Genomic DNA, 23,024 nt, shown 5'->3' with positions numbered 1-23,024 from the left:
CGCGCGCACCGGTCGCCAGGATCACCGCGTCGGCGGTATAAATCGTGCCGCTGTCGCCCTTGGCGGTGAAAGGACGTTTGGACAGGTCCAGGTCATTGATGATGTCACCGATCACCTCGCAGCCCATGGCCTTGGCGTGATCCTGCATGCGCACCATCAGGTCAGGGCCCTGAACCTCGGTGTCGCCGGGCCAGTTTTCGACCTCGGTGGTGGTGGTCAACTGGCCGCCCGGTTCGATGCCCTGCACCAGAATCGGGTTCAGCATCGCGCGGCTGGCATAGATGCCCGCGGTGTATCCGGCAGGCCCCGATCCGATGATAAGAACCTTTGTGTGTCGTGTCTCGGCCATGGAATCCCCACTCGAATTTGCCTGTGCCCGTCGCGGGCGCCGGACCTCGATATAGCGGTGGCATCGCACGGCTTAAAGCCCCTTCCTGTCACGCCTGCGTCAGGCGGGGCGGGCAGGGTCGGCGCGAAAAGAAAATTGCGCAGATGCGAAAGAATATTGCGCGCAGCCTGGGTGCTGATATAAGAACCGAAAAATTCAGGAGCACCGCATGGTCACGACACGGCTGGATGAGATCGACCGAAAGATCCTTGCAGAATTGCAGGCGGATGGGCGCATGACCAATGTCGAACTGGCAAAACGCGTTGGAATTTCAGCGCCGCCCTGCCTGCGCCGCGTGCGCACGCTCGAGGAGGCCGGGTACATCCGCGGCTACCACGCCGAGGTCAACGCCCGCGAGCTGGGATTCGAAGTTCAGGTTTTTGCGATGGTGGGACTGGAAAGCCAGGCCGAGGCGGAACTGCGGGCGTTCGAAGACCGCTGCCGCGACTGGCCGCTGGTCCGGGAATGCCACATGCTGAACGGCGAGGTCGACTTCATCCTGAAATGCGTAGCCCCTGACCTCAGCAGTTTTCAACAGTTCCTGACGGGCGAGTTGCTGACCACGCCGAACGTGGCCAGCGTCAAGACCTCGCTTGTCATCCGCGGCGCCAAGGACGAACCGGGCGTCCCGTTCGACGTGCTGGAAGAACGGATGAACCGGACGGCGTGACCCCGGCCTGCGCCGTTTGCGGTGCGCAAGGCGGCAAGATAGCGGCGATGGCCAACGAAATGGCCCAACTGATCAAGATCTGCATGTTTCCCCCACTTTGATGCAGTTTTAAGTAGTAAGTAGATTGTTCAGGCGATGATCGAGTCCATTTCTCCGTCTCGAGCGCGTTCCATGGCCAGCGGTCCGAAGTCGTTGATTGAATGGACGTGCGCGAACAGATTGAGATAGACCGCCCGCAAGGCGGGGGTCATCATCCGCAAAGCCGTCAGGCCGGGGTGGTAGGTTTCGAACTGCAGGCCGTCCACGTTGATCACCGCATGGCGCCGAAGGCAGATGTGGAACAACTCGACTGGGGTCGGCGGCAGGGTCTCGATCACGTTCATGCCGTCCTGGAATTCATCCACTGGGGTCAGCATCGGCTGACCGTTGTTCAGGTGCCGCAAATGCGCGGGTGTGGCCAAAAGGCGTGCCGCGGGCCCTGCGATTACGCCGGATTGCGGTTTTTGCAGCCCGAAGGCGTCGGCCATAATCCGCGTCAGCGGGCGGGTTCGGCCCCGCGAGTCGGGCCGCCCCGGGATCAGGGTGACCGACCCTTTCCATAGAACCGTCTGCGATGTCCCGTCATGGGTCAGCACCGTGTCGCCAGGCAGAAGATCCTCAATTGCCAAAGGCCCGTGTTCAGTCTCCAACAGCGACCCGCGGGAAAACGCGCAGAAGGCGTCTTCGAAGACCGGTAGAGCGGGCGCGATATGCCTGGTTTGCGAAATGTCGCCATTTGCCAGCAGGGCGCTGACTTCGTAGCGGCGCAGCTGCGGCCGGGGCGCGTGGCCGGGCTGATCGCCACTTTGCGTCAACGGCGCTGTTTCAATAGCGTTTCTCGCTGCGCGCATCAGAGAATTTGGAAAAGTCATGAAATCTTGATCCTCTCAAATGACCATCTGGGCGATTGCAGCGTGGCCGCATTCGCGTCTGACGGTTCGTATTCCTGTCTCGAGGAGTGATACGTGGCCCGGCAACAACCCGGGCAGGCAGTGCAGAAAATACACGTCATACATTCGGTCAAATCATTGACCCCCCAGACAAACTCGTAAACCGCGGACGAAATTGTCCACGCACTCATGCCCCTGGCACATTTCTCCGCGCGTTCAGTGCGCGGACGGCACATCCGGTCGGGGCAGGCCCGAGATGCGCAGGCGACCATGGGCAGGCAGCTTGCCCAGGATCGCTGTCCGGATCAGGACTGCAGTGCCAGACGGCGCGCAACCCTGACGGATCTGCTGGATACCCGTTTCCAGGGCATTTCCAGCTTTTGGTTCGATGTCGCGGCTATGACGCCGCGAAGAAAACGCGATTTCGACTTCATGTCACATCCTGCGCAGTTTTGTGGGGATCACCCGTTTTTGTGGGGGTCACCCGTTTCCCGCTGAGAATTCCGGACCATTGCGGCACTGATATGGCCGCACTGGGATCAATTGGAGATGGGATGTGTTTGGTCTTTACGCGCCTCTTTTTTTATCGGTCAGCCATACGAACGAGGTCCCGCGTCCAAAGCTTTGATAACCGTCCGAAAACTCTTCTGATTCCGCCTTCGATGTTTTCACGGAATTGTGGCGAAAAGGGGGCGTCGGAACAAATTTTCGCCGAAGTCTACAGCCGGATCGCAGAGATCAGTCGCCCGTAATCGGCTTCGCCCGCATGGGTCGCGCGTCGATAGGAATAAAACCGCTCCGGGTCGGAATAGGTGCAGTGGCGCGTCCATTCGGCATGCCCGACGCCGGCCCGCCGCAGCCGGTGCAGCCCAAAGGCCGGCAGGTCGAACAGCATCCGGTCACCTTGGCCATTCGCGAAAAAGCGGGTGTTGTCAGGATCATCGGCGATGAAATCGTCCAAAAATTCGGAGCCTACCTCATAGGCGCGTTGCGAGATCGTGGGCCCGATCACCGCCCGAATGTTTGCTCGTCGGGCGCCCAGCGTCTCCATCGTGTCGAGCGTGGCCTCGAGCACGCCTTCCAAAGCGCCGCGCCAGCCGGCATGGGCGGCGCCGATCACGTTTGCTTCAGGATCGGAAAACAGCACCGGTTGACAGTCGGCGGTCAGTACAGTCAGGGCCAGACCCGGCGTGGCGGTCACGATCGCGTCGGCCTTGGGTTTGTCGCCAAGGATCGGTCCTTCGATCGTGACGACGGCAGGCGAATGTACTTGGTGAACACCGATCAACGCCTCGGGCGCGATCTCCATCGCAGCGGCCACGCGGCGGCGGTTCAGCGCGACCGCCTCGCTCTGGTCCGAGGACCCCAGCCCACAGTTCAGTCCCGCAAATATGCCCGACGATGCGCCGCCGCGGCGGCTGAAGAAACCGTGTCGAACAGGTGAAAGCAAGTCCGAGGTCAGAATTTCCAGTGTCATGGCTCGAGTCCCGGTGGCGGTGCTGCGGGCTTGCAGTACAGGCCCAGCACCTTGAACAGGTTTCCCATTTCCTCGGGGTGCGTCAACCGTCGATGTGCGGCGACCAGCATGTTCAGCGCATCGCCCGTCAGCGGGCCTGCCAAAGTCTGCGCACGCTGGGTGATGCCCAGCCGTTCAAGGAACACCCCTTGCGGCGTCAGCCGGGTATGGGCGCAGCCCGCGGCGCGGGCGGCCTGGGCCAGCAGCTCGAAGTCCACATGGGCCGTCAGATCGGCCTGGCCGGGGCTGGCCAGCGGGTCGGCCCGTTCGTGTCCCTTCAGGGCCTGGAACGTGTCGCCCAGCGAAAGCCAGTCGCCATAGTCGATGATCAGGCCCACGCCGCCATGGGTGCGGATCCGGCGGGCGATTTCGGTGACGACGGGAACAGCGGCGGCACAGAGTTCGACCAGATCGCCATCCCGCGTGTCCTCGAGCCGCGCGGTCAACGCCGGCTGCGCTGCCCGTGCGCCCAGGCCAAAGGCCAGATCGTCGCCCTTGAGCCCCACCAGGCGCTCGCGCCAGCCGTCGCCGTCGCGCAGGAACTGGCGGATGGGCAGGGCGTCAAAGAACTCGTTGGCCACCAAGTATAGGGGCAGGTCCGGCAACGCGCCAACCTGTACGATCCAGTCCGGCGCGTGCCCCGCCAGCGCCTCGGCCTGCAGGCCGCGCAGCACCGGCGACGCCTCGAGCAGCACCACCTGTGCCGCGTCGTGAAACCCCGGTACCCCCTTGGTGGCCCGCAGGATGTCGGCCATCAACGTGCCGCGCCCGGGGCCGAGTTCGGCCAGCGCAAACCGATCCGGCTTGCCCTGGTCGATCCAGGCTTGGGCCAGGCACAACCCGATCAGTTCCCCGAACATCTGGCTGATTTCGGGGGCGGTGACGAAATCGCCCTGCGCGCCCAGAGGGTCGCGGTTGGTATAGTAGCCGTAAGACGGATGCAGCAGGCACTCGGCCATGTAGTCGGCGATGCTCATCGGCCCGTCCTGCCGGATGCGGGCAATCAGATGGTCTCGCAGGTTCATCCCGCCCTCCGGGCGCGTAGCGCGAACCACAGGCCGAGCGCGATCATCGGCAGGGACAACAACTGGCCCATGGTCAGGCCATAGCCGCCGACATGCAAGGCCAGACCCAGCGGGTTGCCGGGCGAGACGAATTGGGCATCGGGCTGGCGAAAGAACTCGACGATGAATCGCGACGCACCATAGCCCGCCAGGAACACGCCCATAACCCGGCCCGGCCAGTGAAACGCCCCGCGCCGATAGACCAGCCACAAAAGAAGCGCGCCCAACAGCAGCCCTTCGAGCGCGGCCTCGTACAGTTGCGAGGGATGGCGGGCGCACAGACCGACGGCTACGTTGGCGCAATCCTGCGCCTCCGTTCCCGGAAAGATCACCGCCCAAGGCAGGTCGCTGGGTCGGCCCCACAGCTCGGCATTGACGAAATTGGCCAGCCGCCCCAGCAGCAGCCCAGGCGGCACGGTGTGCGCGATCAGGTCGGCCAGCGGTAGAATCGGCACCGTGTTGCGCCGCGCATACAGATATGCGGCGGTCACCACGCCCAACAGCCCGCCATGGAATGACATGCCGCCCTGCCACACTTTCAGAATGTCCAGCGGATGGCTCAGATAATATCCCGGCTGATAGAACAGCACGAAACCCAGCCGACCACCCAGGATCACGCCCAGGATGATCCAGGTGATCAGGTCCTCCAATTGCTCGGGGCGCATCGGCGGGGTCTGATGGGGCCACAGGGCCGGGCGCCGCAGCGCCATCAGCGCCATGCGCCACGCGATCAGGATGCCGGCGATATAGGCCAGCGCATACCACCGCAGCGCGAATTCCACCCCGAAGGCGGAAATCGAGAACAGCTCGGGCGACAAATCGGGAAAGTTCAAAACAGCCTGCATGTGCGTCTCATTGCCCGGGGTTCGCGGGGCAAGTCAACCTTGAGCCCGCGCCCCTGATCCCCCATATAGGGGTCAACCGCGATACCGGAGAAGTGACATGCAGACCCGCAACAAGTTTCTGGACGATATGTCCCAGCTGATGACCAACGCGATGGGTGTGGCCCAGGGCGCGCGGGAAGAGGCCGAGAATGCGATGAAGTCGCTGCTCGACCGTTGGCTGGCCGATCGCGATTTCGTCACGCGTGAGGAATTCGAAGCCGTCCGCGCCATGGCCCAGAAGGCGCGCGAAGAGAACGCCGCGCTCGAGGCGCGCATCGCCTCGCTGGAGGCCAAGCTGGACAAGTAAGCCAGGTCGGGGCGCTCCGCGCCCGAATCCCTGGTCAAAAACTTCGGAAAAAACGCTTCTTTTCGCAGGGTCCGGGCCGGGATCCTGCGGTGAGGTGAATCTTGCCGTCAGTTGAGCATAAATCAAGACAAACCTGCGATTGCCGCCAATATTTTGATCGCCGTTGCCATCCATCCACAACTTATTGCTGTTTTCCCCAAGTTTGGGGGTTGTCAGAGTCCGGCCTGCAGCGCACCATATTTAGTACAGGCCAAAGGGGGAAGCCCGGCTTGTAGAGCAGGCAACTAGCGCTGGGGCGCTGCCAGCCCCGAAATGCTAGATTTTCAGTGAGGTGGCATCATGGCCCTGTCCGAGCATTTTCTGGAAGAAGACCTTCATCCGATCGACATTGTCGAACATCTGGCCGAGCATCACGACTGGGATTTCGACCGGATCGGCGACGACCAGATCGCCATGGCGGTCGAAGGCCAGTGGCGCACCTACTCGATCACCCTGGCTTGGTCCAATTACGACGAAACGTTGCGCATGGTCTGTTCGTTCGAGATGGAGCCGCCGTCCGACCGGATTGGTGATCTGTACGAACTGCTGAATCACATGAACGATCAATGCTGGGCCGGGGCCTTCACCTATTGGGCCAACCAAAAGCTGATGGTCTATCGGTACGGCTTGGTTCTGGCGGGCGGCCAGTCGGCCAGCCCCGAGCAGATCGACACGATGATCACCGCCGCCGTCCTGAGCGCCGAGCGCTACTATCCGGCGATCCAGCTGGTGACCTGGGGCAACCGCAGTGCCGAAGAGGCGATGCAAGTCGCCATTGCAGAGGCTTACGGCCGCGCGTAAAGCTTTGCCCTGAACCGCAAAAGCAGGGGAGGGGCGATCATGGACATGTCACGCGTCGCAGATCAGGGGCTGGTGCTTCTGGGATGTGGCAAGATGGGGTCGGCCATGCTGGCCGGCTGGCTGGACCACGGATTGCCCGCCGCCTCGGTCTGGGTGGTCGACCCGAACCCCTCGGATTGGCTCAGGGCGCAGGGGGTCAACCTGAACACTGCGCTGCCCGAATCCCCAGCGGTGGTTCTGGTGGCGGTCAAGCCGCAGATGATGGGTGATGCGCTGCCGGCGATCCAGGCGCTGGGCGGGGGCGGCAGCCTGTTCATCTCGGTCGCCGCGGGGACCCAGATCGCCAGTTTTGAAAAAGCGCTGGGCGCGAATACGCCGATCGTGCGCGCCATGCCCAACACGCCGGCGGCGATCCGGCAGGGCATCACCGCGCTGATCGGCAACAATCATGCCTCGGAGGACGACATGATCTTGGCCGAGGGCCTGCTGTCGGCCGTAGGCCAGACGGTGCGCCTTCAGGACGAAGGCCAGATGGATGCGGTGACCGGTCTCAGCGGTTCGGGTCCGGCCTATGTGTTTCACCTGATCGAAACCATGGCCGCCGCCGGTCAGGCCAACGGTTTGCCCGCCGATCTGGCGCTGCACCTGGCCAAGGCCACGGTGGCCGGGGCCGGGGCGCTGGCCATGGCGGCCGAGGAAGACCCCGCGCAGCTGCGCATCAACGTCACCTCGCCCAACGGCACCACGCAGGCCGCACTCGAGGTGTTGATGGACCCGGAAACCGGCTTTCCGGCGCTGCTGAAGCGCGCCGTCACCGCTGCCACTGAACGCTCGAAGGAGCTGTCGCATGAGTGAGATTTCCTTCGACGATTTCCTCAAGGTCGATATCCGCGTGGGCGAGGTGATCCGCGCCGAACCTTACCCCGAGGCGCGCAAGCCCGCGATCAAGATGTGGATCGATTTCGGTGAAGAGATCGGCGAACGCAAGACTTCGGCCCAGGTCACCGCGCATTACAAGCCGGAAACGCTGGTGGGCAAACAGGTGCTGGCGGTCGTGAACTTTCCGCCGCGCCAGATCGGCCGGTTCATGTCCGAGGTTCTGGTGCTGGGCCTGCCTGACGAAAACGGCGAGATCGTTCTGATCGGACCCGACGGCAAGGTGCCGTTGGGCGGGCGGATGCACTGATGAAATTGTGGATCACCCGCCCCATGCCGCCTGCGGTCACCGACCGCGCCCGCACCGAGTACGGCGCCGAAATCCGCGACAGCACCGCGCCGTTGGACCCCGACGAGTTGCTCTATGCCCTGCGCGCGTTCGACGTTGTGATCCCGACGTTGGGCGACCTGTTTTCCGCCCGCGTGTTCGAGCAGGTGCCCCAGCCGCGTTGCCGGCTGCTGGCCAATTTCGGCGTGGGCTTCAACCATATTGACGTGGCCGCCGCGCGCGCGGCCGGGGTGCAGGTCACCAACACGCCCGGCGCGGTGACCGACGCCACCGCTGACATCGCAATGACCCTGCTGTTGGCCACGGCGCGCCGCGCGGGCGAGGGCGAACGGTTGGTCCGGTCGGGTGCGTGGCAGGGCTGGCACCCGACCCAGATGCTGGGCCATCATGTGACGGGCAAGCGGGTTGGCATCGTCGGCATGGGCCGGATCGGGCAGGCCATTGCGCGGCGCTGCCATTTCGGGTTCGGCATGCAGGTCGCCTATCATTCGCGCAGCCCGAAGGCGCTGGACTTTCCCGCGGACTATGCTTCTGATCTTTCTGGGCTTGCCTCGGCAGTCGATTTCCTGGTGATCGCGGTCCCCGGTGGGGTCGAGACATTCCACCTGATCGACGGCGCGGTGCTAGCGGCGATGCGCCCCTCGGCCATCCTGATCAACATCGCTCGCGGCGAAGTGGTGGACGAAACCGCGCTGATCCATGCGCTTCAGGCGCGTCAGATCGCCGGGGCGGGGTTGGATGTCTATGAGTTCGAGCCCGCCGTGCCGGAGGCCCTGCGCGACATGGAAAACGTGACCTTGCTGCCGCATCTGGGGACCGCGACCGAAGAGGTGCGCACCGACATGGGGCACATGGCACTGGACAACGTGGCGGCCTTTGTTGCGAGGCGTCCGCTGCCGAACCCGGTCTAGGCGCCCACAGCCTCACGCCAGTGTCTGCGGCACAGCGAGACATAGGTCTCGTTTCCGCCGATCTGCACCTGCGCGCCTTCGGTAATGGCGCGGCCATTTTCGTCCTGGCGGATCACCATCGTGGCCTTGCGCCCGCATTTGCAGATGGTGCGCACCTCGCGCATTTCATCCGCCAGCGCCAGCAGGGCGGCAGAGCCGGGAAACAGCTTGCCCTGGAAATCCACCCGCAACCCATAGGCCAGCACCGGCACGTTCAGGTCATCGACCGCGCGCGCCAGTTGCCAGACCTGGGTTTCGGACAGAAACTGCGCCTCGTCCACGAAGACACAGGCCACCGGCCCTTGGTCCAGCCGGTCGCGAACCATTGCGAACACGTCATCCTCGGGGCGGAACGTGTCGGCCTGGGCCGAAATCCCGATCCGCGAAGCGATGCGCCCCATCCCTGCACGTCCGTCGATGGCGGCGGTCATCAGATAGGTGTCCATGCCACGCTCGCGATAGTTGTGCGAGGCCTGCAGCAACACTGTCGATTTGCCCGCGTTCATGGTTGAGTAGTTGAAGTACAGCTTGGCCATGGCCCGGGTCTAATCGGACGCGTCGGCGCGGGCAAGCGGTCAGTTCCGGCCGCGATGCCGGGGGAAGGTCGACGCCGCCGTTGCGATTGCAGAGGCAGAGCTTGGCTCTTGGGGATGGATTACCTCGTGCACGCAACAGCGACACCGCCGGTCGCAATTCGACCGAACCTTTCGCAAAGCCAATCAGATTGGCTTTGCTTGTACTCATTACCGGCTGAATATTGCCGCCACTCACTCAGATATCCCTTGGTTCTTCGAGGGATGGCAAACTTATGGCATTTCAAAGATTATTCCTGTATGGGAATTATTCCTACCCTTTCCCCGGAGTGGACAGCCGGGAGGGCAATGTCGAAGACTCGGGGAAGAACATGGCGGATATCGGGCCTTATCTGAAGAAACACACCGAAGCCCTGGTCAAGGATGTCGGCATCGAGGCGGCATGCGAGATCACCGGAAAGTCGAAGGCAACTCTGGGCCGGTATTATTCGGACAATCCCGAGCACGCCGACAGGTTCATGCCCGTCGATGCGGTGGCCCGGCTCGAGGCGGTCGCGACCTATCCGCATGTGACCTCGGCGCTGGCCGATCTGAAGAACATCACCCTGTCCTATGACGAGCGAAATTCACAGCGCAGCCGCACGGGCGGTGTCAACTCGGACGTGATCGCGCTCAGCCAGCGTTTCGCTATGCTGATGACTGAATACCAGTCGGCGATCGAGGATGGGATCATTACCGTGAACGAGGCCAAGCGCCTGCTGAAGGAAACCTCGATGCTGCAGCAGGTGCTGATCGAAATGAAGCTGCATCTGGAAGAAGAAAGCGTCAGCTAACGTCCGTCTGGGCAGGTTGCGCCCTGCGGCCTTCGTCCCTGACGTGACGAAGCGGCCCGCTTGGGCCGAACTCGCCGGGTCAGGCCCCTTTAAGCGTGGCGTTTGACCAGGACGGACCCCACCGAATACCCCGCCCCAAATGAACAGATCAGGCCGATGTCACCGTCCTGCAGGTCGTCGGAGTATTTGGAGAACGCAATAATCGATCCGGCCGAAGAGGTGTTGGCATAGTCCTGCAGGATGTTGGGCTGTTCGCCCGGCTCAGGTTCGCGGCCCAGGACCTTCTTGCCGATGAAGTCGTTCATCGTCTTGTTGGCCTGATGCAGCCACAGGCGCCTCAGATCGCTGCTTTGGATGCCTTCGGCGGCCATGTGGTCGCTGATGTGCTTGCTGACCATCGGCAGCACTTCCTTGAACACCTTGCGTCCGTTCTGCATGAACTGCATGTCGCGGCGGTCCTTCAACCCGTCGGGCCGGGTGCGCCGCAGAAAGCCGTTGTTGTTGCGGATGTTGTTGGAAAACTCGGTCGCGCAGCGGGTCGACAGGATCTCGAAATGCGGGCCTTTGGCATCCTCGATCCGTTCGATCAGAGTCGCCGTGGCCACGTCGCCGAAGATGAAGTGGCAATCCCGGTCGCGCCATTCCAGGTGCCCCGAGCAGATCTCGGGGTTGACCACCAGCGCCGCCCGCACGGACCCAGACCGGATCATGTCGGCTGCCGCCTGGATGCCGAACGTGGCCGAGGAACAGGCCACGTTCATGTCGAACCCGAACCCGGTGATGCCCAGCTCTTTTTGGATTTCGATGGCGATGGCGGGATAGGCCCGTTCATGGTTCGACGCGGCACAGATCACCAGATCGACATCCGCCGCCGTCCGCCCCGCTTGGGCTAGCGCCTTGTGGCAGGCGTCCAGTGCCATCTCGGTCATGATACCCGGCTCGTCGTCGCTGCGCTGGCGCAGCAGGGGGTGCATTACCTCGGGGTCCAGCACGCCGGTCTTGTCCATGACGTACCGGTTCTCGATGCCGGATGCCTTGACGATGAACTCTTCCGAGGAATGCTGCATCGGCTCCATCTCGCCGGCGGCGATGGCCTCGGCATTGGCGGCGTTCATCTTGTCCGCATAGGCGTTGAAGGCTTTGACCAGCTCGGCGTTGGTGATGACGTTTTCGGGCGTGAAAACCCCGGTACCGGTGATTGCGGGCGTATACATGTCGGGTCCTGAACGTTTCGGATTCGCCCAAAATGCAGTCACAACGCCCCCAGATCAAGAGAGGTTGACCCAAGGGAATCAAGCGTGGAAGCCAAGGTTCAACTTCAGGTGTTGAATAGTTCGAATTTTGAAGTATATGACCACCCGATCCGCGCGGAGAGGAAGATGACGAACGAAATCGGCCAGCGGCTGTCCAGCCTGACGCCCGAGATCCAGGCGATGATGGGCGTCTATGCGTTGTACTGGAAGCTGGAAGAAAGCTTTGCCAGCATCGAAACCGACCTCAGTCAGCAGGAATGCCACATGCTGGTCAAGCTGGACCAGCCCAAGCGCATGGGCGTGCTGGCGGCTGACATGCTGACCGTGCCGTCGACGATCACCGCCACGGCGGACGCGTTGGAGCGCGCAGGCTATCTGACCCGTCAGTCCGACCCCAGCGATCGCCGGGCCTGGCTCCTGGTGCTGACCGACAAGGGCACCGAGACCCGTAACATGCTGGTTGCCACCGCCGGAGAGCTGTTTCGCAACGCCTCGGGCCTGAACGACGCCGAAACCGCCGAATTTGCCCGACTTGCCTGCAAGATCCGGGCCAACATCTTGAAAACGGGAATACCCGAGGGACTGACGAAATGAAGCTGCTGACTTCTCTGGGTCTTGCCCTGGCCTTTGTGGCCACGCCGATCGCCGCGCAGGAAGCGGTGAAACCCGTGAAACTGATGGTGGTGCAGGAAACTGCCCCCGGTTTCTCGCGGCAATTCTTCGGCCGTGTGGCTGCGCGCCAGACCGTGGACCTGGCGTTTCAGGTGGGCGGCCAGATCTTGGAACTGCCCGTCAACGAAGGCTTCGAGGTTCCCAAGGGCGGCCTGATCGCCCGGCTGGATCAGGAACCGTTCGAGCTGGCGCTGGATCGCGCCAAGCTTCAGAAGGAACAGGCCGACCGCACGCTTGCGCGCCTGTCGCGTCTGCGCGGCACCACCGCCAGCGAGGTCGCCGTCGATGATGCCGAAACCGCCGCGCAACTGGCGGCCATCGCCGTGCGCGACGCCGAATACAACCTGGAACATGCCACCCTGACTGCGCCATTCGATGCACTGGTTTCGCGGCGCGAGGTCGAGAATTTCACCACCGTTTCGGCCGGCACCCCGATCGTGCGCATCCATGACATGTCGGAACTGCGCATCGAGGTGGACGTGCCCGAAATCCTGTTCCAGCGCACCAGCCACGAGGATGGATTCACCATCACCGCGAAATTCCCGGCCAGCGATCAAGTGTTCCCGTTGGAAATCCGCGAATTCGACGCCGAAACATCCAGCGTCGGTCAGACCTTCCGCATCCAGTTCGGCCTGACGCCGCCCGAAGGGCTGCGGATACTGCCCGGATCATCGGTCACCGTGAACGTCAAAGTCGATGACAAACGCACCGGCATCATCGTGCCCCCCACCGCCATCGTGCCCGACGCCGAGGGCAATCTTGGCGTGATGGTGTTTTCGCCCGTGGGCGCCGACGAAGGAACCGTCAAATGGGTTCCGGTCACGGTCGAGCCCACCCAATCGGGCGACGTGCGGGTGCTGACCGGCCTTTCGGATGGGGATGAGATCGTCGTCGCGGGCGGCGCAGTTCTGACCGACGGGCAGACCGTCCGGCGCTTTGCCGGCTTTGCCAACTGAAGGGGGCGACGATGAATATCGCACGCGCCTCGATCGACAGGCCGATCCAGACTTGGCTAATCATCCTAGTCACCTTGCTGGGCGGAATCTGGGGCTTTTCCGCGCTGGGCCGGCTGGAAGACCCCGCCTTTACCATCAAGAATGCCGTCATCATCACCAGCTATCCCGGCGCAACCGCCGAGCAGGTCGCAGAAGAGGTCTCGGAGCCGCTGGAATCCGCCATCCAGCAGATGGGCGAGGTCGATGTCATCACCTCGGTCAACCGCCCGGGCCAGTCGCTGATCGAGGTCGAGATCAAATCCACCTATGACGGGTCTGAACTGCCCGACATCTGGACCCGCCTGCGGGCCAAGGTGCGCGATGCGTCGCGCGGTCTGCCCTCGGGGGTCAGCGCGCCGTTCGTCAATGACGGGTTCGGCGACGTGTTCGGCTTGTTCTATGCCGTCACCGCCGAAGGGTTCACCGACGCGGAAAAACACGAACTGTCCACCTTTCTGCGCCGCGAATTGCTGACGGTCGAAGGCGTGGCCGATGTCGAGGTGCAGGGCCTGCCGGACGAGGCGATCTTCATCGAGCCTGACCTTGCCATTTCGGTCAACCAGAACGTTCCGCTGACCGCGATCAACGAGGCTATCGCCAACGCCAACTCGGTTCAGGAATCGGGTACCCTGCGGGCCGAGGATCACCGCACCACGATCCTGACGGCGGACGGGTCCGACAGCGTGTCGGAAATCGCCGGGCTGTCGGTCGGCTCGCAAGGGCAGGTGATCAACCTGTTCGACATGGCCAATGTCTATCGCGCCCGCCAGACCGATCCCGACATGCTGATCCGCTTCAATGGGGTCGAGGCATTCACCCTAGGCATCGCCGGCCTGTCGACCGAGAACATCGTCGAGGTCGGCAAACGCGTCGACGCCAAGCTGGCCGAACTGGACGTCGAAATCCCCGCCGGGGTGGAGATTCTGCCCATCTACCAGCAGCATGTGGTGGTCGAGCAGGCCTCGAACGATTTCCTGGTCAACCTGGCCATGTCGGTGGCCATCGTGGTGGTGGTGCTGGGCATCTTCATGGGCTGGCGCGCGGCCGTCGTCGTAGGATCGACCTTGCTTTTGACGGTGGTGGGCACACTGCTGTTCATGGCGGTGTTTTCCATCGAGATGGAGCGCATCTCGCTGGGCGCGCTGATCATCGCGATGGGGATGCTGGTCGACAACGCCATCGTGGTGGCCGAAGGGATGCAGATCGCGATGCTGCAGGGCAAGAACTCGCGCGATGCCGCAGACGAGGCCGCCTCCAAGACCCAGATCCCGCTGCTAGGGGCCACGGTCATCGGCATCACGGCCTTTGCGGGAATCGGGCTCAGCCCGGATGCGACGGGCGAATTCCTGTTCTCGCTGTTTGCGGTGATCGGCATTTCGCTGCTGCTCAGTTGGGTTCTGGCGATCACGGTCACGCCGTTGTTGGGGCACTATTTCTTCAATCAGGGTAAAGAGGGAGGGATCGACGCATACAGTGGCCTTCTGTTCCGCCTTTATGGCGCGACGCTGGCCTGGGCGCTGCGGTTCCGCTGGCTGGTGGTGGCCGGGCTGGTGGGCATCACAGTGGCCTGTTATGCGGGTTTCGGGCTGATGAAGCAGCAGTTTTTCCCCAACTCGAACACGCCGCTGTTCTTCGTGCATTACAAGCTGCCGCAGGGCACCCCGATCGACCGAACGGCCGCCGACATGGCCGTGTTCGAGGACTGGCTGGCCCAGCGTGACGACGTGGTCTCTGTTGCGACATTCGTGGGGCAGGGCGCGACGCGCTTCATGCTGACCTATTCGGCCGAAAAGCCGAACCCCAGCTATGGGCACATGATCATCCGCACCGAAACGCTCGAGGACATCCCCGCGCTTCAGGCCGAGCTTAAGGCCTTCGGTTCGGCCCGGTTCCCCGAGGGCGAGTTCCGCACCAAGCGCCTGGTCTTCGGCCCCGGCGGCGGCACCCCGATCGAGGCGCGGTTCTCGGGCAGCGATCCGGTCGTGCTGCGGCGACTGGCCGACGAGGCGGTGCGGCGCATGTCAGAGGCATCTCCCAACGCGCTGGACGTACATCACGACTGGCGCGAGCAGGAATTGGTGCTGCAGCCGATCTATGCGACCGAACGCGCCCAGACCGCCGGCGTTGCCCGCGAGGACATTGCCGCGACGCTGCAATTCTCGACCGATGGCATCACCGGCGGCGTGTTCCGGGAGCGCGACCGTCTTATCCCCATCATCCTGCGCCGTCCGGCGGACGGAGACTATTCGATCGTCGATCAGGTGGTGTATTCGGACCAGTCCCAGAAATTCGTACCTATCGAGCAGATGGTGGACGGGTTCCAGTACAAGGCGCTCAACACTCTGGTGCACCGGCGCGACCGGGTGCTGACCATCACAGTGGGCGCCGATATCCCCGCCGATCTGACTGCCGCGGAAGTGCATGCCGAGGTGCGCGACGCCATCGAATCGATGGACCTGCCGCTGGGCTACAAGATGGAATGGGGCGGCGAGTTCGAGGATTCGGGCAAGGCACAGGCGAGCCTGGGCAGGCAACTGCCGCTGAGCCTGCTGATCATGGTTCTGATCTCGGTGCTGCTGTTCAACGCGATCCGGCAGCCGATCATCATCTGGCTGCTGGTGCCGATGTCCGTGAACGGTGTGGTGATCGGGCTGTTGGGTACGGGGCTGCCCTTTACCTTCACCGCGCTTCTGGGTCTGCTCAGCCTGTCGGGTATGCTGATCAAGAACGGCATCGTGTTGGTCGAGGAAATCGACCTGGTCCGTGCCACCGGCAAGCCTCTGCGCGAAGCGATCATCGAGGCCTCGGTTTCGCGACTGCGTCCGGTCATGCTGGCGGCGATCACCACGATCCTGGGCATGGCGCCGCTGCTGACCGACGCCTTCTTTGTGTCGATGGCGGTCACGATCATGGGCGGCCTAGCCTTTGCGACGGTCCTGACCATGGTTGCTGCGCCGGTATTCTACCTGTTGTTCTTTTCACGCGAAGAACAACGCAGGCTGGCGGCGCAGGCGGCGTAGATCGCAATCGAAAGGACCTCGGGTGCATTGCAGGCGCCTATCGAGGGGAGGTCGGACGGATCAGCCGGCCTTCGGGCTGGCTGATTTCAGCGCGACATCAAGCTTTGCGTATTGGGTGCAAACGCCCAGCGACGTCTGGCAATAATTTCGGGATCGCGCGAGGCCCCGTCGACAGGAATAACGCCGCAATCGGGGGCGAAAGGTTGGACCAGAGCAGACCAGCCAAGACCGCCTCATTCACGAAAAAAAACGCAGGTGGCCAGACAGGTATTTCATCGATAAACCTCCTGCAGTTGCTCCTTTATTTAGATGCAGGAGAGTTCTCGGTTCTCGGGGACAAACGTAAGGTTATGCTCCCCGCGCGCTCTCTGCTTTGAGGTCACTGCGCTTTGCGCCTTCCCATGACGGGTTCCAGACGGGCCATCTGCTCGTCGCTCAGCCGGAATCGATCTGACATGTTCACCGCTTGCTTTGGGTGCGATGAATCATGTTGCACGGCGGAAATCAATGGGTCCCGAGCCTAAGGGGAGGGGGTATCTGAAATTAGCCAAGGACTGGCAAGTTGCCCACCAAACCGAAGGCCAACACTTTCGCAGTCAGCCAATGCTCGGATGCTCAGTTTCACTTTATCTCGATGATGAGTTGGCGGGAGATAAAACGGCTTGGCATCCATCCTACTCGGCCAACTCGGTGTGCGTTTCTTGATAATCTATCGACGGGAACCAGCATCCCATACATCGCTTCGGCGTCCTTGAGCGAAGGTTGCCCAGGCGCCCAATTTTCCAATGTCAAATCCGAACCTGAGCGCCAGCGCCATCCCAACGAAGTCTTGGTCAACCCGATCGCAGGCCCGTAATTGTTTTTTATGCTCGACGCTTGAGCAGTCCAAAGTTTTTGATCGAAACGAACCATATCAACTACGAACTCTTCTTCCTCCTTCGTTTCGATTTCGACGAGTTTGCCACCGACTTCTCTGAGATACGCGTCCAGGTCAGGTTCTCCGATCGTGGTACCGAGATCTACGGCCACGTACAGACTCCCTTGGAAAAAACCGTAGATTAGGGGCTTTCGCTTGAAAGTGCGGACGACTCTGGCAAGCCTAGCATCGTTTTCCAGAATCCCTATTGCTGCGGGATCAACAGGTCGAGCTATCGCCCCCGAAGTGGAAAAAAGGCCGGATGCGGGGGTGTCGCGGTCAATTTGGCCAAGGGCGGCCAAGGTCGCACGTGTTGGCAGTCCTGTCTTCGGCAAGCCCAGCGCAAGTTGAACCTTCTCGATCGCCCCGATGGTCCGTGGACCGATCTGACCGTCAATTTGCCCGATATCGTTCCCCCTGGATTTCAGTGCCCACTGCATCTCGGACACCAGCTTCTTGGGCAGATCGAGCATTTCCAAGCCGAGCCTTCGCATTTCCGCATTCATGACTTCACCGTCTCGGATCGTGCGATACCGTCCGTAGGCTCGGGCTTGAAGATCGTCAAAGAGGGCCTGCTCTTCGCGCACAATCGCGCTTTTGGATAGCCTTCCGGCCGGGAAGCGCTCAAAATAGAGTGCCCAGCCGCGTGGAGAGGCAATTTTTTCGGCAGCAGCATAGGCGGTCAGTTCATTCTGAATGTTAGAGGCCGATTTTTCAACGTCACTCTTGGGTGGTGCGGCGGCAGTACGGGTGAGTTCTTCGTGCTTGCGCACAGCCAAACGAACCAGGGGGTGTGCCTCATGAACACCAAACCGTTCCAGAAAAGTTTGCCAGGCACCTATAGAGCCATCTTGATCCGCATCAGCGAAACCCGCTGCGATTTCTTGTCCAATGGAGGGCGCTTCCGGAACTGGAGTCATTGCTGCGACCTGAACCTCTGGCACCAGAAAAATGTCCTCGCCCGGAAGCGAACCGTAGGTAAACGGCTCTTGATACCCGTCGGTTGACCGATAAACGGAATCGCGGATCTTGCGAAACATCTTTCCAATCTCAAGCCCTGGCTCCTCGATATGGGCAAGAAGCGCCTCGGCATAAGGGCTGTTTCGCCCCTCGCCATCCAGCGCCAAGGTTCCACCCCGTGCCGAGTAGCCCACCAGTACGCCACCGGGATCAATCCGCCCAAGGCCCTGCCCGACCGAGCGGGTCGCCGAGGTTCGGAGCATGTCTGTCAGGAACGGGTTATTTCTGCACGCATCCACCAGGACGACCTTGAGAGCCGACGTATCGGCCACCGCATTGATGACCGCATCCAGCCTGATCGCCTCGAACTCTACGTCCCGGTCGCTTCGGAGTTCGGCGTTTACAGGGATCAAGTAGTTGGTCTTGTCGATTTCCACGCCATGACCAGCGAAGTAGACAAACACCATATCCGCGTCTTGAGCTGTTTCGGCAAAATCCCGAATCGCAAGACGCATCTCGCGATAATCCAGATTGAGGCCGGATGTTACTGCAAATCCGATTCTTTCTAGTGCCTTCGCGATGTCCTCGGCGTCATTGGCCGGGTTTCCGAGGTTGCTGACGAACTCATAGTCGGAATTGCCGATCACAAGTGCGACGCGTTTTTCCGCCGCAGCCACCGATGGAAGGATGGAAGCGAGTAGCAAAAACCATGCGGCCAGACGAATAAATTGTCTCTTCCTGGCTGAAGCCTTCGACAGAAACTCGAGTCTCATCTTTGCTTTCCCGTTTCAAAGTCCTGCCGATTGCAGAAGCTGCGTGAAACCGCTGACATCCTGCACGCGGACACGACCCGAAAAGTCGATATCGGTCAGGTATCCAAGCGCATCGAACCAGATGCCTGCTGATGCCGCCTCTGCTGCGTTCCCAAGGCGCGGTCCGCTACGCTCGATCAGGCTGGTTGCTCGCTCTACGACTTCGCGCGTTTTGCCATCGGCCAGATAGATCGTGATCGCATGGATTCGCCCCGGCTCCAGATCTCTGTCGCCCCTTGCCATGTCGAGCCCGTAGAGTCCGGGGCGGAAACGTGCGTTTTGGGCTGTCCCGGCAACCCGCACCCCTTCCTCCAGCAAGGTGACCTCGGCTTGCATGATACCATCAAATGGTTCCGTCAACTCCCAGACGACAAGAGGGCGGCTTTCAGAAGATAATCCACCTCCGTCGGGAGCAATCACACGAACCCGCTTGCCAGAAACCTCGAGATCCCGGGTGCCCGCGCCAACGCGGTCGGCTGGCACGCCCGAGGCCGGAGGAACGAAAACAACCGTAGTTTGCTCTTTGGACTCGTTAGCCTTCTTTGATTCCGCTGTGACCGAGGCTGCGCCGACAAAAAACGTCGCAACAGCCAAAGCAGGAATAACCAAGAAGTCGAGTTTCATCGAAACACCCGATGTCGGTTACCGAATTAGTCCCGCGATCGTATAAATCCGATGGGTTGTCGTTTTGTCGTCATGCAGAAGAGTGCCTGCGGGCGAGCACTCAGCAAATCCATCCAAAAGGAGCATAAATTCTTCGCTGCAGCATATCGTAACAGGCTGAATTTGTCGACCTTCCAGCGTCTTGGCATAGGCTTCGATACGAGCCGCAACATTAACCGCATCCCCGACCAGATTGTAGCGCATCGAGCCCTTTCGCCCGATCGTCCCGCCAAAAACCAGCCCGCTGTGAAGCCCAATCCTCATGGCATATGGCCAGCGAACACCGTCTGCCGAGTTGAGTCGTGCAACCGTCTCGCGCATTTTGAGGGCGCAAGCGCAGGCTGCGCGGGCATCATCGGTCAGTTCTTTGCCGCTCTCGCGGGCCAGGGGCGCACCGAAGGCAACCAAGATGCCATCACCGGTGAACTTCTCGACAAATCCACCGTGGCAAGCGGCATCTTCGCTGAGAGCGTCAAGCAGCGTACCAATCCAAGCAAGGTAGGCATCAGGTTCAGCTTTACCGCCCACCGTCGTAGCGCCGACCACATCGGCGAACAGCAAACTCACCTGCAATCGCCGCGGGATCGTTTCGCCCTTGGAGAGTATGGATGCCCGCTGGTTCCAGATTTCCTGCGCCAGTTCCGGCGACAACTGGCTTTCAAAGAGCTGAGACATGACGCGACGTTGTTGCCGCGCACGTGAAGCCACAAAGATGAACGTCAGCACAAAGGCTGTGATCCACGCGGCGGTAACCGGCACAGCGGGCAACCAGAGGTGCCAGTTCAGCGAGAATGTCATTCCTCCCAACAGTCCAATGGCCCCGGCTCCGCCAAGCAGGATTGCCAAGACCGGGTTCCGGAACAGGACAACGATCCCCGAAGCCAATACACTGGCAGCAACAACCATGAAGCCCTGGATCCAATGTGGTAGGTCCGTTATCGGGCGCAGTCCGTTTTGCACGTGGTCAACCAATTGCTGGACCAATGCCGCGTGAACCTGAAGCCCGTAGACATATTGAGTTCCAGAATTCCGGTTCAGCGGTGTAACGAAATGATCCTTGATCGAATCGCTGATTAGTCCGATCAGAACCACTTTCCCTCTCAAATCGGTTTCGCCTTCCAGCAATTCCCTAGCGGACAGCATCGGTGCCACAGGCAGGCGCTGGGCAAAATGAGCCATGATTTGATAGCCACTTGCGTCCAGCCTGGCATAGCTGCCGAAATCCGAGCTCAAAGGCGGCACGGGTATGTTGCCCAGCTTCAAAACCTGGGGGTCGTCGGGCCACGGGGTCAGTTCGGCGATGCCCAAAGCGGAGAATGCGAGTTGGAGTGAAAAAGAGTATCTCAACGTTTGGCCATCGTTCACCAGAAGCAGCGAGCGACGCGCCACGCCGTCACGGTCGACTGGCACATCGGCGAACCCGAATGATCCCCTTTTCAAAGAGACTTCTGGCGGCGCGATAACGAAGTCGCCTGCATTTCCCAGCTTGCCGATCGTCGTGACGCGCGGATTTTTCAGTACCGCCTCCAGCGTAGCGGCACCAGGTTCGACCGGGCGCTCGCGAAGGATGTCCACACCTACCACTTTCGCCCCCGCCCCCAAAGCGGCATGTATTAGCCGGGCCAGTTGCTCATCACTGATCGGCCATCCCCATTCAGCGAGTTCATTGTCGCGGACGGCAACTATTGCGACGTCGGGCGTGAGATCGGACGATGCAGCTTGTGAAGTGGCAAAATCATAATGGGCGAGTTCAACAGGCTCGAGAATGCCTGTGCCGCGCGCCAGCAACGTCAAGCCCGAAACAATTGCAGACACGCATGTAACAAGAGACAGCCCTGCTATTTTCGAGAACAACGTCAACTGCATAATCTAATTCGGCCATTTAGCATCAAGCCAAGACTACAACAGTTTTGCAATGCTGCTAATCGACTTGAGCTACTGGCTAATCCTTGGGCGGTGTCTGGCGTGTTTTTGGCTTCTCTCTCTGCTCCTGACGATCGGGTTGAGTTTCGTCTTGTCTCAGGCAATGGATCATCGCTGGAGGTTTTACGCCAAGGGCGGAATGGGCGCGTGCGGTAGAAAAACCTGACCCACTTTAAGACACCGGCCCGGCCTCTGACCTGGTTCGACAGGCGTGCAGTTAGATGCATCGCTCCGCAAAATGCCCCCGAAACCACGGCAGCAGATGAGATGTCGGCATCAGAGTTCACGCGCTTTTTGCGGCGCGCGTTCCGCAACCTTGTTGATCACAGTGCCGACGGCTCGATCCACTTCATTTGCATGGACTGGCGTCATATGGGCGAGATACTTGCAGCGGGGCAGAGGGTCTACGACGATCTCAAGAACCTGATTGTCTGGGTCAAGGACAACGGGGGTATGGGCACCTTCTACCGCTCACGGCACGACTTGATCGTTGCCTTCAAGAGAGGGGACGCGCCGCATATCAACACTTTTGAATTGGGGCAGCACGGGCGCTACCGGACCAATGTCTGGCAGTATCGCGACGTCAACACCATGCGGGCAGGGCGCATGGAAGAACTGGCGCTACATCCGATCGTAAGGCCCGTGCAGATGATTGCCGATGCCGTCTGCGATGTGTCCGGACGCGGTGACATTGTGCTCGATGTCTTTGGCGGACCCGGCTCGACGTTGATCGCGGCTGAGAAAACCGGCCGGCGCGCCTATCTCTGCGAGTTTGACGAGATCTATTGTGATCGCATCATTGCCCGCTGGGGGGCCTGTGCCAGGGACGAGGCGGCGCAGGTTCTCTGCGGCTGGACGCCAGCGGTGACAAACAAGGCGATGGAGGCGGCGGAATGGGCAGCGACAAGGACAAGCGCGGGCTCGTGGCCCGACCCGGCTATGACGTGGGATATGGTAAAACGCCGAAAGACGCCCGCTTCAAAACAGGCAAGTCTGGTAATCCGAAGGGGCGGCCTCGGGGATCAAAGAGCAAACGTTCGGGCATGCATTAGGAACGTATGAAAGATATCATTCTCGATGAGGCATACCGCGACATCACGATCCGGGAAGGGCACCGCAGCGTGACAATCCCCATGGTGCAGGCGGTCATGCGGTCTCTGGCTGTGAACGCCGTCAAGGGCCAGCACCGCGCGCAGCGGCTCTTCTCACAGTTGCTGGCAGAGGTGGAAAGCTCCCGCAACATGCTTCACGCTGAATATCTAGACAAGGCGCTGACCTAAAAGATCGAATGGGAGAAGGAACTGCGCAGGCGCGCAGAAGCCGGGATAAAAACCATGGATAAGCCCATTCCGCATCCGGATCACATCAAGATCGACTTCCGAACTGGTAAGGTGCGCATTGTCGGACCAATGACCAAAGGAGAGAAAAAGGAATTGGACGACTGGCGTAGAAAACTCTCTGACCTCCGTGCCAATATCGACGATCTGCGTGAGGCGATGGTCCACGAGACCGACCCAGATGAGATCGCAGAGCTCGAACGCCACACCCGGATAGGTGAAGAGCTGTACGAGCGGACCAGCACCGCTTTGGCAGTGGTCGAGCAACCCACTTCGGAGTGAACACGAGGCCAAAGTGCCCAAGTGCTTTAGGCCGACTTGCTTCGAGTGAATA

General features: G+C 61.1%; 23 protein-coding genes. 13 read left to right on the top strand and 10 right to left on the bottom strand.

From position 1 onward, the window contains the following. Positions 1-349 (bottom strand): NAD(P)/FAD-dependent oxidoreductase (locus tag AC2FMM_RS09920; RefSeq protein WP_496796466.1); only part of this gene is annotated, 349 nt, incomplete at its 3' end. A gap of 208 nt (positions 350-557) precedes the next feature. Here AC2FMM_RS09920 and AC2FMM_RS09915 point away from each other — a divergent pair. After that, complete coding sequence (locus tag AC2FMM_RS09915) at positions 558-1,058, top strand: Lrp/AsnC family transcriptional regulator (RefSeq protein ID WP_005981568.1); 501 nt, start codon at positions 558-560, stop codon at positions 1,056-1,058. Between the two features lie 128 nt (positions 1,059-1,186). On the opposite strand, the gene AC2FMM_RS09910 is transcribed toward AC2FMM_RS09915, so the two are convergent. From AC2FMM_RS09910 to lgt, 4 genes are all read right to left on the bottom strand, one after another. Continuing rightward, positions 1,187-1,969 carry a Hint domain-containing protein gene (locus AC2FMM_RS09910; protein WP_496796465.1) on the bottom strand — a complete coding sequence of 261 codons (783 nt, stop codon included), beginning with the start codon at positions 1,967-1,969 and terminating at the stop codon, positions 1,187-1,189. 736 nt (positions 1,970-2,705) lie between these two features. Further along, positions 2,706-3,464, bottom strand: a complete 759-nt coding sequence (gene pgeF / locus AC2FMM_RS09905; RefSeq protein ID WP_496796464.1) for a peptidoglycan editing factor PgeF — start codon at positions 3,462-3,464, stop codon at positions 2,706-2,708. After that, positions 3,461-4,528 (bottom strand): class I SAM-dependent methyltransferase, encoded by a 1,068-nt coding sequence (locus AC2FMM_RS09900; RefSeq protein WP_496796463.1) that lies wholly within the window; start codon positions 4,526-4,528, stop codon positions 3,461-3,463. The genes pgeF and AC2FMM_RS09900 overlap by 4 nt, the downstream gene beginning before the upstream one ends. Beyond that, on the bottom strand, positions 4,525-5,412 hold the full coding sequence (gene lgt / locus AC2FMM_RS09895) for a prolipoprotein diacylglyceryl transferase (protein WP_496687249.1): 888 nt from the start codon (positions 5,410-5,412) through the stop codon (positions 4,525-4,527). Before lgt ends, AC2FMM_RS09900 begins: the two co-directional genes overlap by 4 nt. Before the next feature lie 97 nt (positions 5,413-5,509). Between lgt and AC2FMM_RS09890 the strand changes: the two genes are divergently transcribed. The 5 genes from AC2FMM_RS09890 to AC2FMM_RS09870 all read left to right on the top strand — a co-directional run bounded on the left by AC2FMM_RS09890 (position 5,510) and on the right by AC2FMM_RS09870 (position 8,734). Further along, on the top strand, positions 5,510-5,758 hold the full coding sequence (locus AC2FMM_RS09890; RefSeq protein ID WP_496796462.1) for an accessory factor UbiK family protein: 249 nt from the start codon (positions 5,510-5,512) through the stop codon (positions 5,756-5,758). A 339-nt stretch (positions 5,759-6,097) separates the two neighbouring features. Next, complete coding sequence (locus AC2FMM_RS09885; RefSeq protein ID WP_496678579.1) at positions 6,098-6,598, top strand: type III secretion system chaperone family protein; 501 nt, start codon at positions 6,098-6,100, stop codon at positions 6,596-6,598. A 39-nt stretch (positions 6,599-6,637) separates the two neighbouring features. Continuing rightward, entirely contained in the window at positions 6,638-7,453 is an 816-nt protein-coding gene (proC, locus tag AC2FMM_RS09880; protein WP_496711252.1) for a pyrroline-5-carboxylate reductase, read from the top strand. Further along, complete coding sequence (locus AC2FMM_RS09875) at positions 7,446-7,784, top strand: tRNA-binding protein (RefSeq protein WP_496678576.1); 339 nt, start codon at positions 7,446-7,448, stop codon at positions 7,782-7,784. Before proC ends, AC2FMM_RS09875 begins: the two co-directional genes overlap by 8 nt. Continuing rightward, entirely contained in the window at positions 7,784-8,734 is a 951-nt protein-coding gene (locus tag AC2FMM_RS09870) for a 2-hydroxyacid dehydrogenase (RefSeq protein WP_496796461.1), read from the top strand. The genes AC2FMM_RS09875 and AC2FMM_RS09870 overlap by 1 nt, the downstream gene beginning before the upstream one ends. On the opposite strand, the gene AC2FMM_RS09865 is transcribed toward AC2FMM_RS09870, so the two are convergent. Then, positions 8,731-9,309 (bottom strand): thymidine kinase, encoded by a 579-nt coding sequence (locus AC2FMM_RS09865; protein ID WP_496678572.1) that lies wholly within the window; start codon positions 9,307-9,309, stop codon positions 8,731-8,733. The two genes, AC2FMM_RS09870 and AC2FMM_RS09865, sit on opposite strands and share 4 nt — an antisense overlap. 368 nt (positions 9,310-9,677) lie before the next feature. Here AC2FMM_RS09865 and AC2FMM_RS09860 point away from each other — a divergent pair, with 368 nt between their 5' ends. Beyond that, positions 9,678-10,139 carry a hypothetical protein gene (locus AC2FMM_RS09860; RefSeq protein WP_005981593.1) on the top strand — a complete coding sequence of 154 codons (462 nt, stop codon included), beginning with the start codon at positions 9,678-9,680 and terminating at the stop codon, positions 10,137-10,139. Between the two features lie 89 nt (positions 10,140-10,228). On the opposite strand, the gene AC2FMM_RS09855 is transcribed toward AC2FMM_RS09860, so the two are convergent. Beyond that, entirely contained in the window at positions 10,229-11,353 is a 1,125-nt protein-coding gene (locus AC2FMM_RS09855; RefSeq protein ID WP_496678570.1) for a beta-ketoacyl-ACP synthase III, read from the bottom strand. 165 nt (positions 11,354-11,518) lie between these two features. Here AC2FMM_RS09855 and AC2FMM_RS09850 point away from each other — a divergent pair, with 165 nt between their 5' ends. Genes AC2FMM_RS09850 through AC2FMM_RS09840 form a run of 3 tightly spaced genes read left to right on the top strand, consistent with a single transcriptional unit; the run spans position 11,519 to position 16,079 of the window. After that, positions 11,519-11,986, top strand: coding sequence for a MarR family winged helix-turn-helix transcriptional regulator (locus tag AC2FMM_RS09850; protein WP_496796460.1), 468 nt, complete (start codon positions 11,519-11,521; stop codon positions 11,984-11,986). Further along, positions 11,983-13,020 carry an efflux RND transporter periplasmic adaptor subunit gene (locus AC2FMM_RS09845; RefSeq protein WP_496796459.1) on the top strand — a complete coding sequence of 346 codons (1,038 nt, stop codon included), beginning with the start codon at positions 11,983-11,985 and terminating at the stop codon, positions 13,018-13,020. Before AC2FMM_RS09850 ends, AC2FMM_RS09845 begins: the two co-directional genes overlap by 4 nt. A gap of 11 nt (positions 13,021-13,031) precedes the next feature. Further along, complete coding sequence (locus tag AC2FMM_RS09840; protein WP_496796458.1) at positions 13,032-16,079, top strand: efflux RND transporter permease subunit; 3,048 nt, start codon at positions 13,032-13,034, stop codon at positions 16,077-16,079. A gap of 621 nt (positions 16,080-16,700) precedes the next feature. Here AC2FMM_RS09840 and AC2FMM_RS09835 read toward each other — a convergent pair. Genes AC2FMM_RS09835 through AC2FMM_RS09825 form a run of 3 tightly spaced genes read right to left on the bottom strand, consistent with a single transcriptional unit; the run spans position 16,701 to position 21,245 of the window. After that, positions 16,701-18,728 (bottom strand): caspase family protein, encoded by a 2,028-nt coding sequence (locus AC2FMM_RS09835; RefSeq protein WP_496796457.1) that lies wholly within the window; start codon positions 18,726-18,728, stop codon positions 16,701-16,703. A gap of 15 nt (positions 18,729-18,743) precedes the next feature. Next, complete coding sequence (locus tag AC2FMM_RS09830) at positions 18,744-19,391, bottom strand: hypothetical protein (protein WP_496687264.1); 648 nt, start codon at positions 19,389-19,391, stop codon at positions 18,744-18,746. 18 nt (positions 19,392-19,409) lie between these two features. Then, complete coding sequence (locus AC2FMM_RS09825) at positions 19,410-21,245, bottom strand: CHASE2 domain-containing protein (RefSeq protein ID WP_496796456.1); 1,836 nt, start codon at positions 21,243-21,245, stop codon at positions 19,410-19,412. Positions 21,246-21,515: 270 nt separating this feature from the next. On the opposite strand from AC2FMM_RS09825, the gene AC2FMM_RS09820 reads away from it, so the two are divergent. The 3 genes from AC2FMM_RS09820 to AC2FMM_RS09810 are packed head-to-tail and all read left to right on the top strand — an operon-like array spanning position 21,516 to position 22,972. After that, a complete protein-coding gene (locus tag AC2FMM_RS09820) occupies positions 21,516-22,415 on the top strand; it encodes a DNA-methyltransferase (RefSeq protein ID WP_496796471.1) in 900 nt (299 codons plus the stop codon). Next, a complete protein-coding gene (locus AC2FMM_RS09815; RefSeq protein ID WP_496678556.1) occupies positions 22,412-22,633 on the top strand; it encodes a DUF5681 domain-containing protein in 222 nt (73 codons plus the stop codon). Before AC2FMM_RS09820 ends, AC2FMM_RS09815 begins: the two co-directional genes overlap by 4 nt. Before the next feature lie 54 nt (positions 22,634-22,687). Next, positions 22,688-22,972 (top strand): hypothetical protein, encoded by a 285-nt coding sequence (locus tag AC2FMM_RS09810; protein WP_496796455.1) that lies wholly within the window; start codon positions 22,688-22,690, stop codon positions 22,970-22,972. Positions 22,973-23,024: the final 52 nt, after the last annotated feature.

This window comes from Ruegeria sp. BHSC043, from assembly GCF_059612985.1.
Note: the sequence above shows the minus strand (reverse complement) of the source record. Positions and strands in the feature narration are given on the sequence as shown.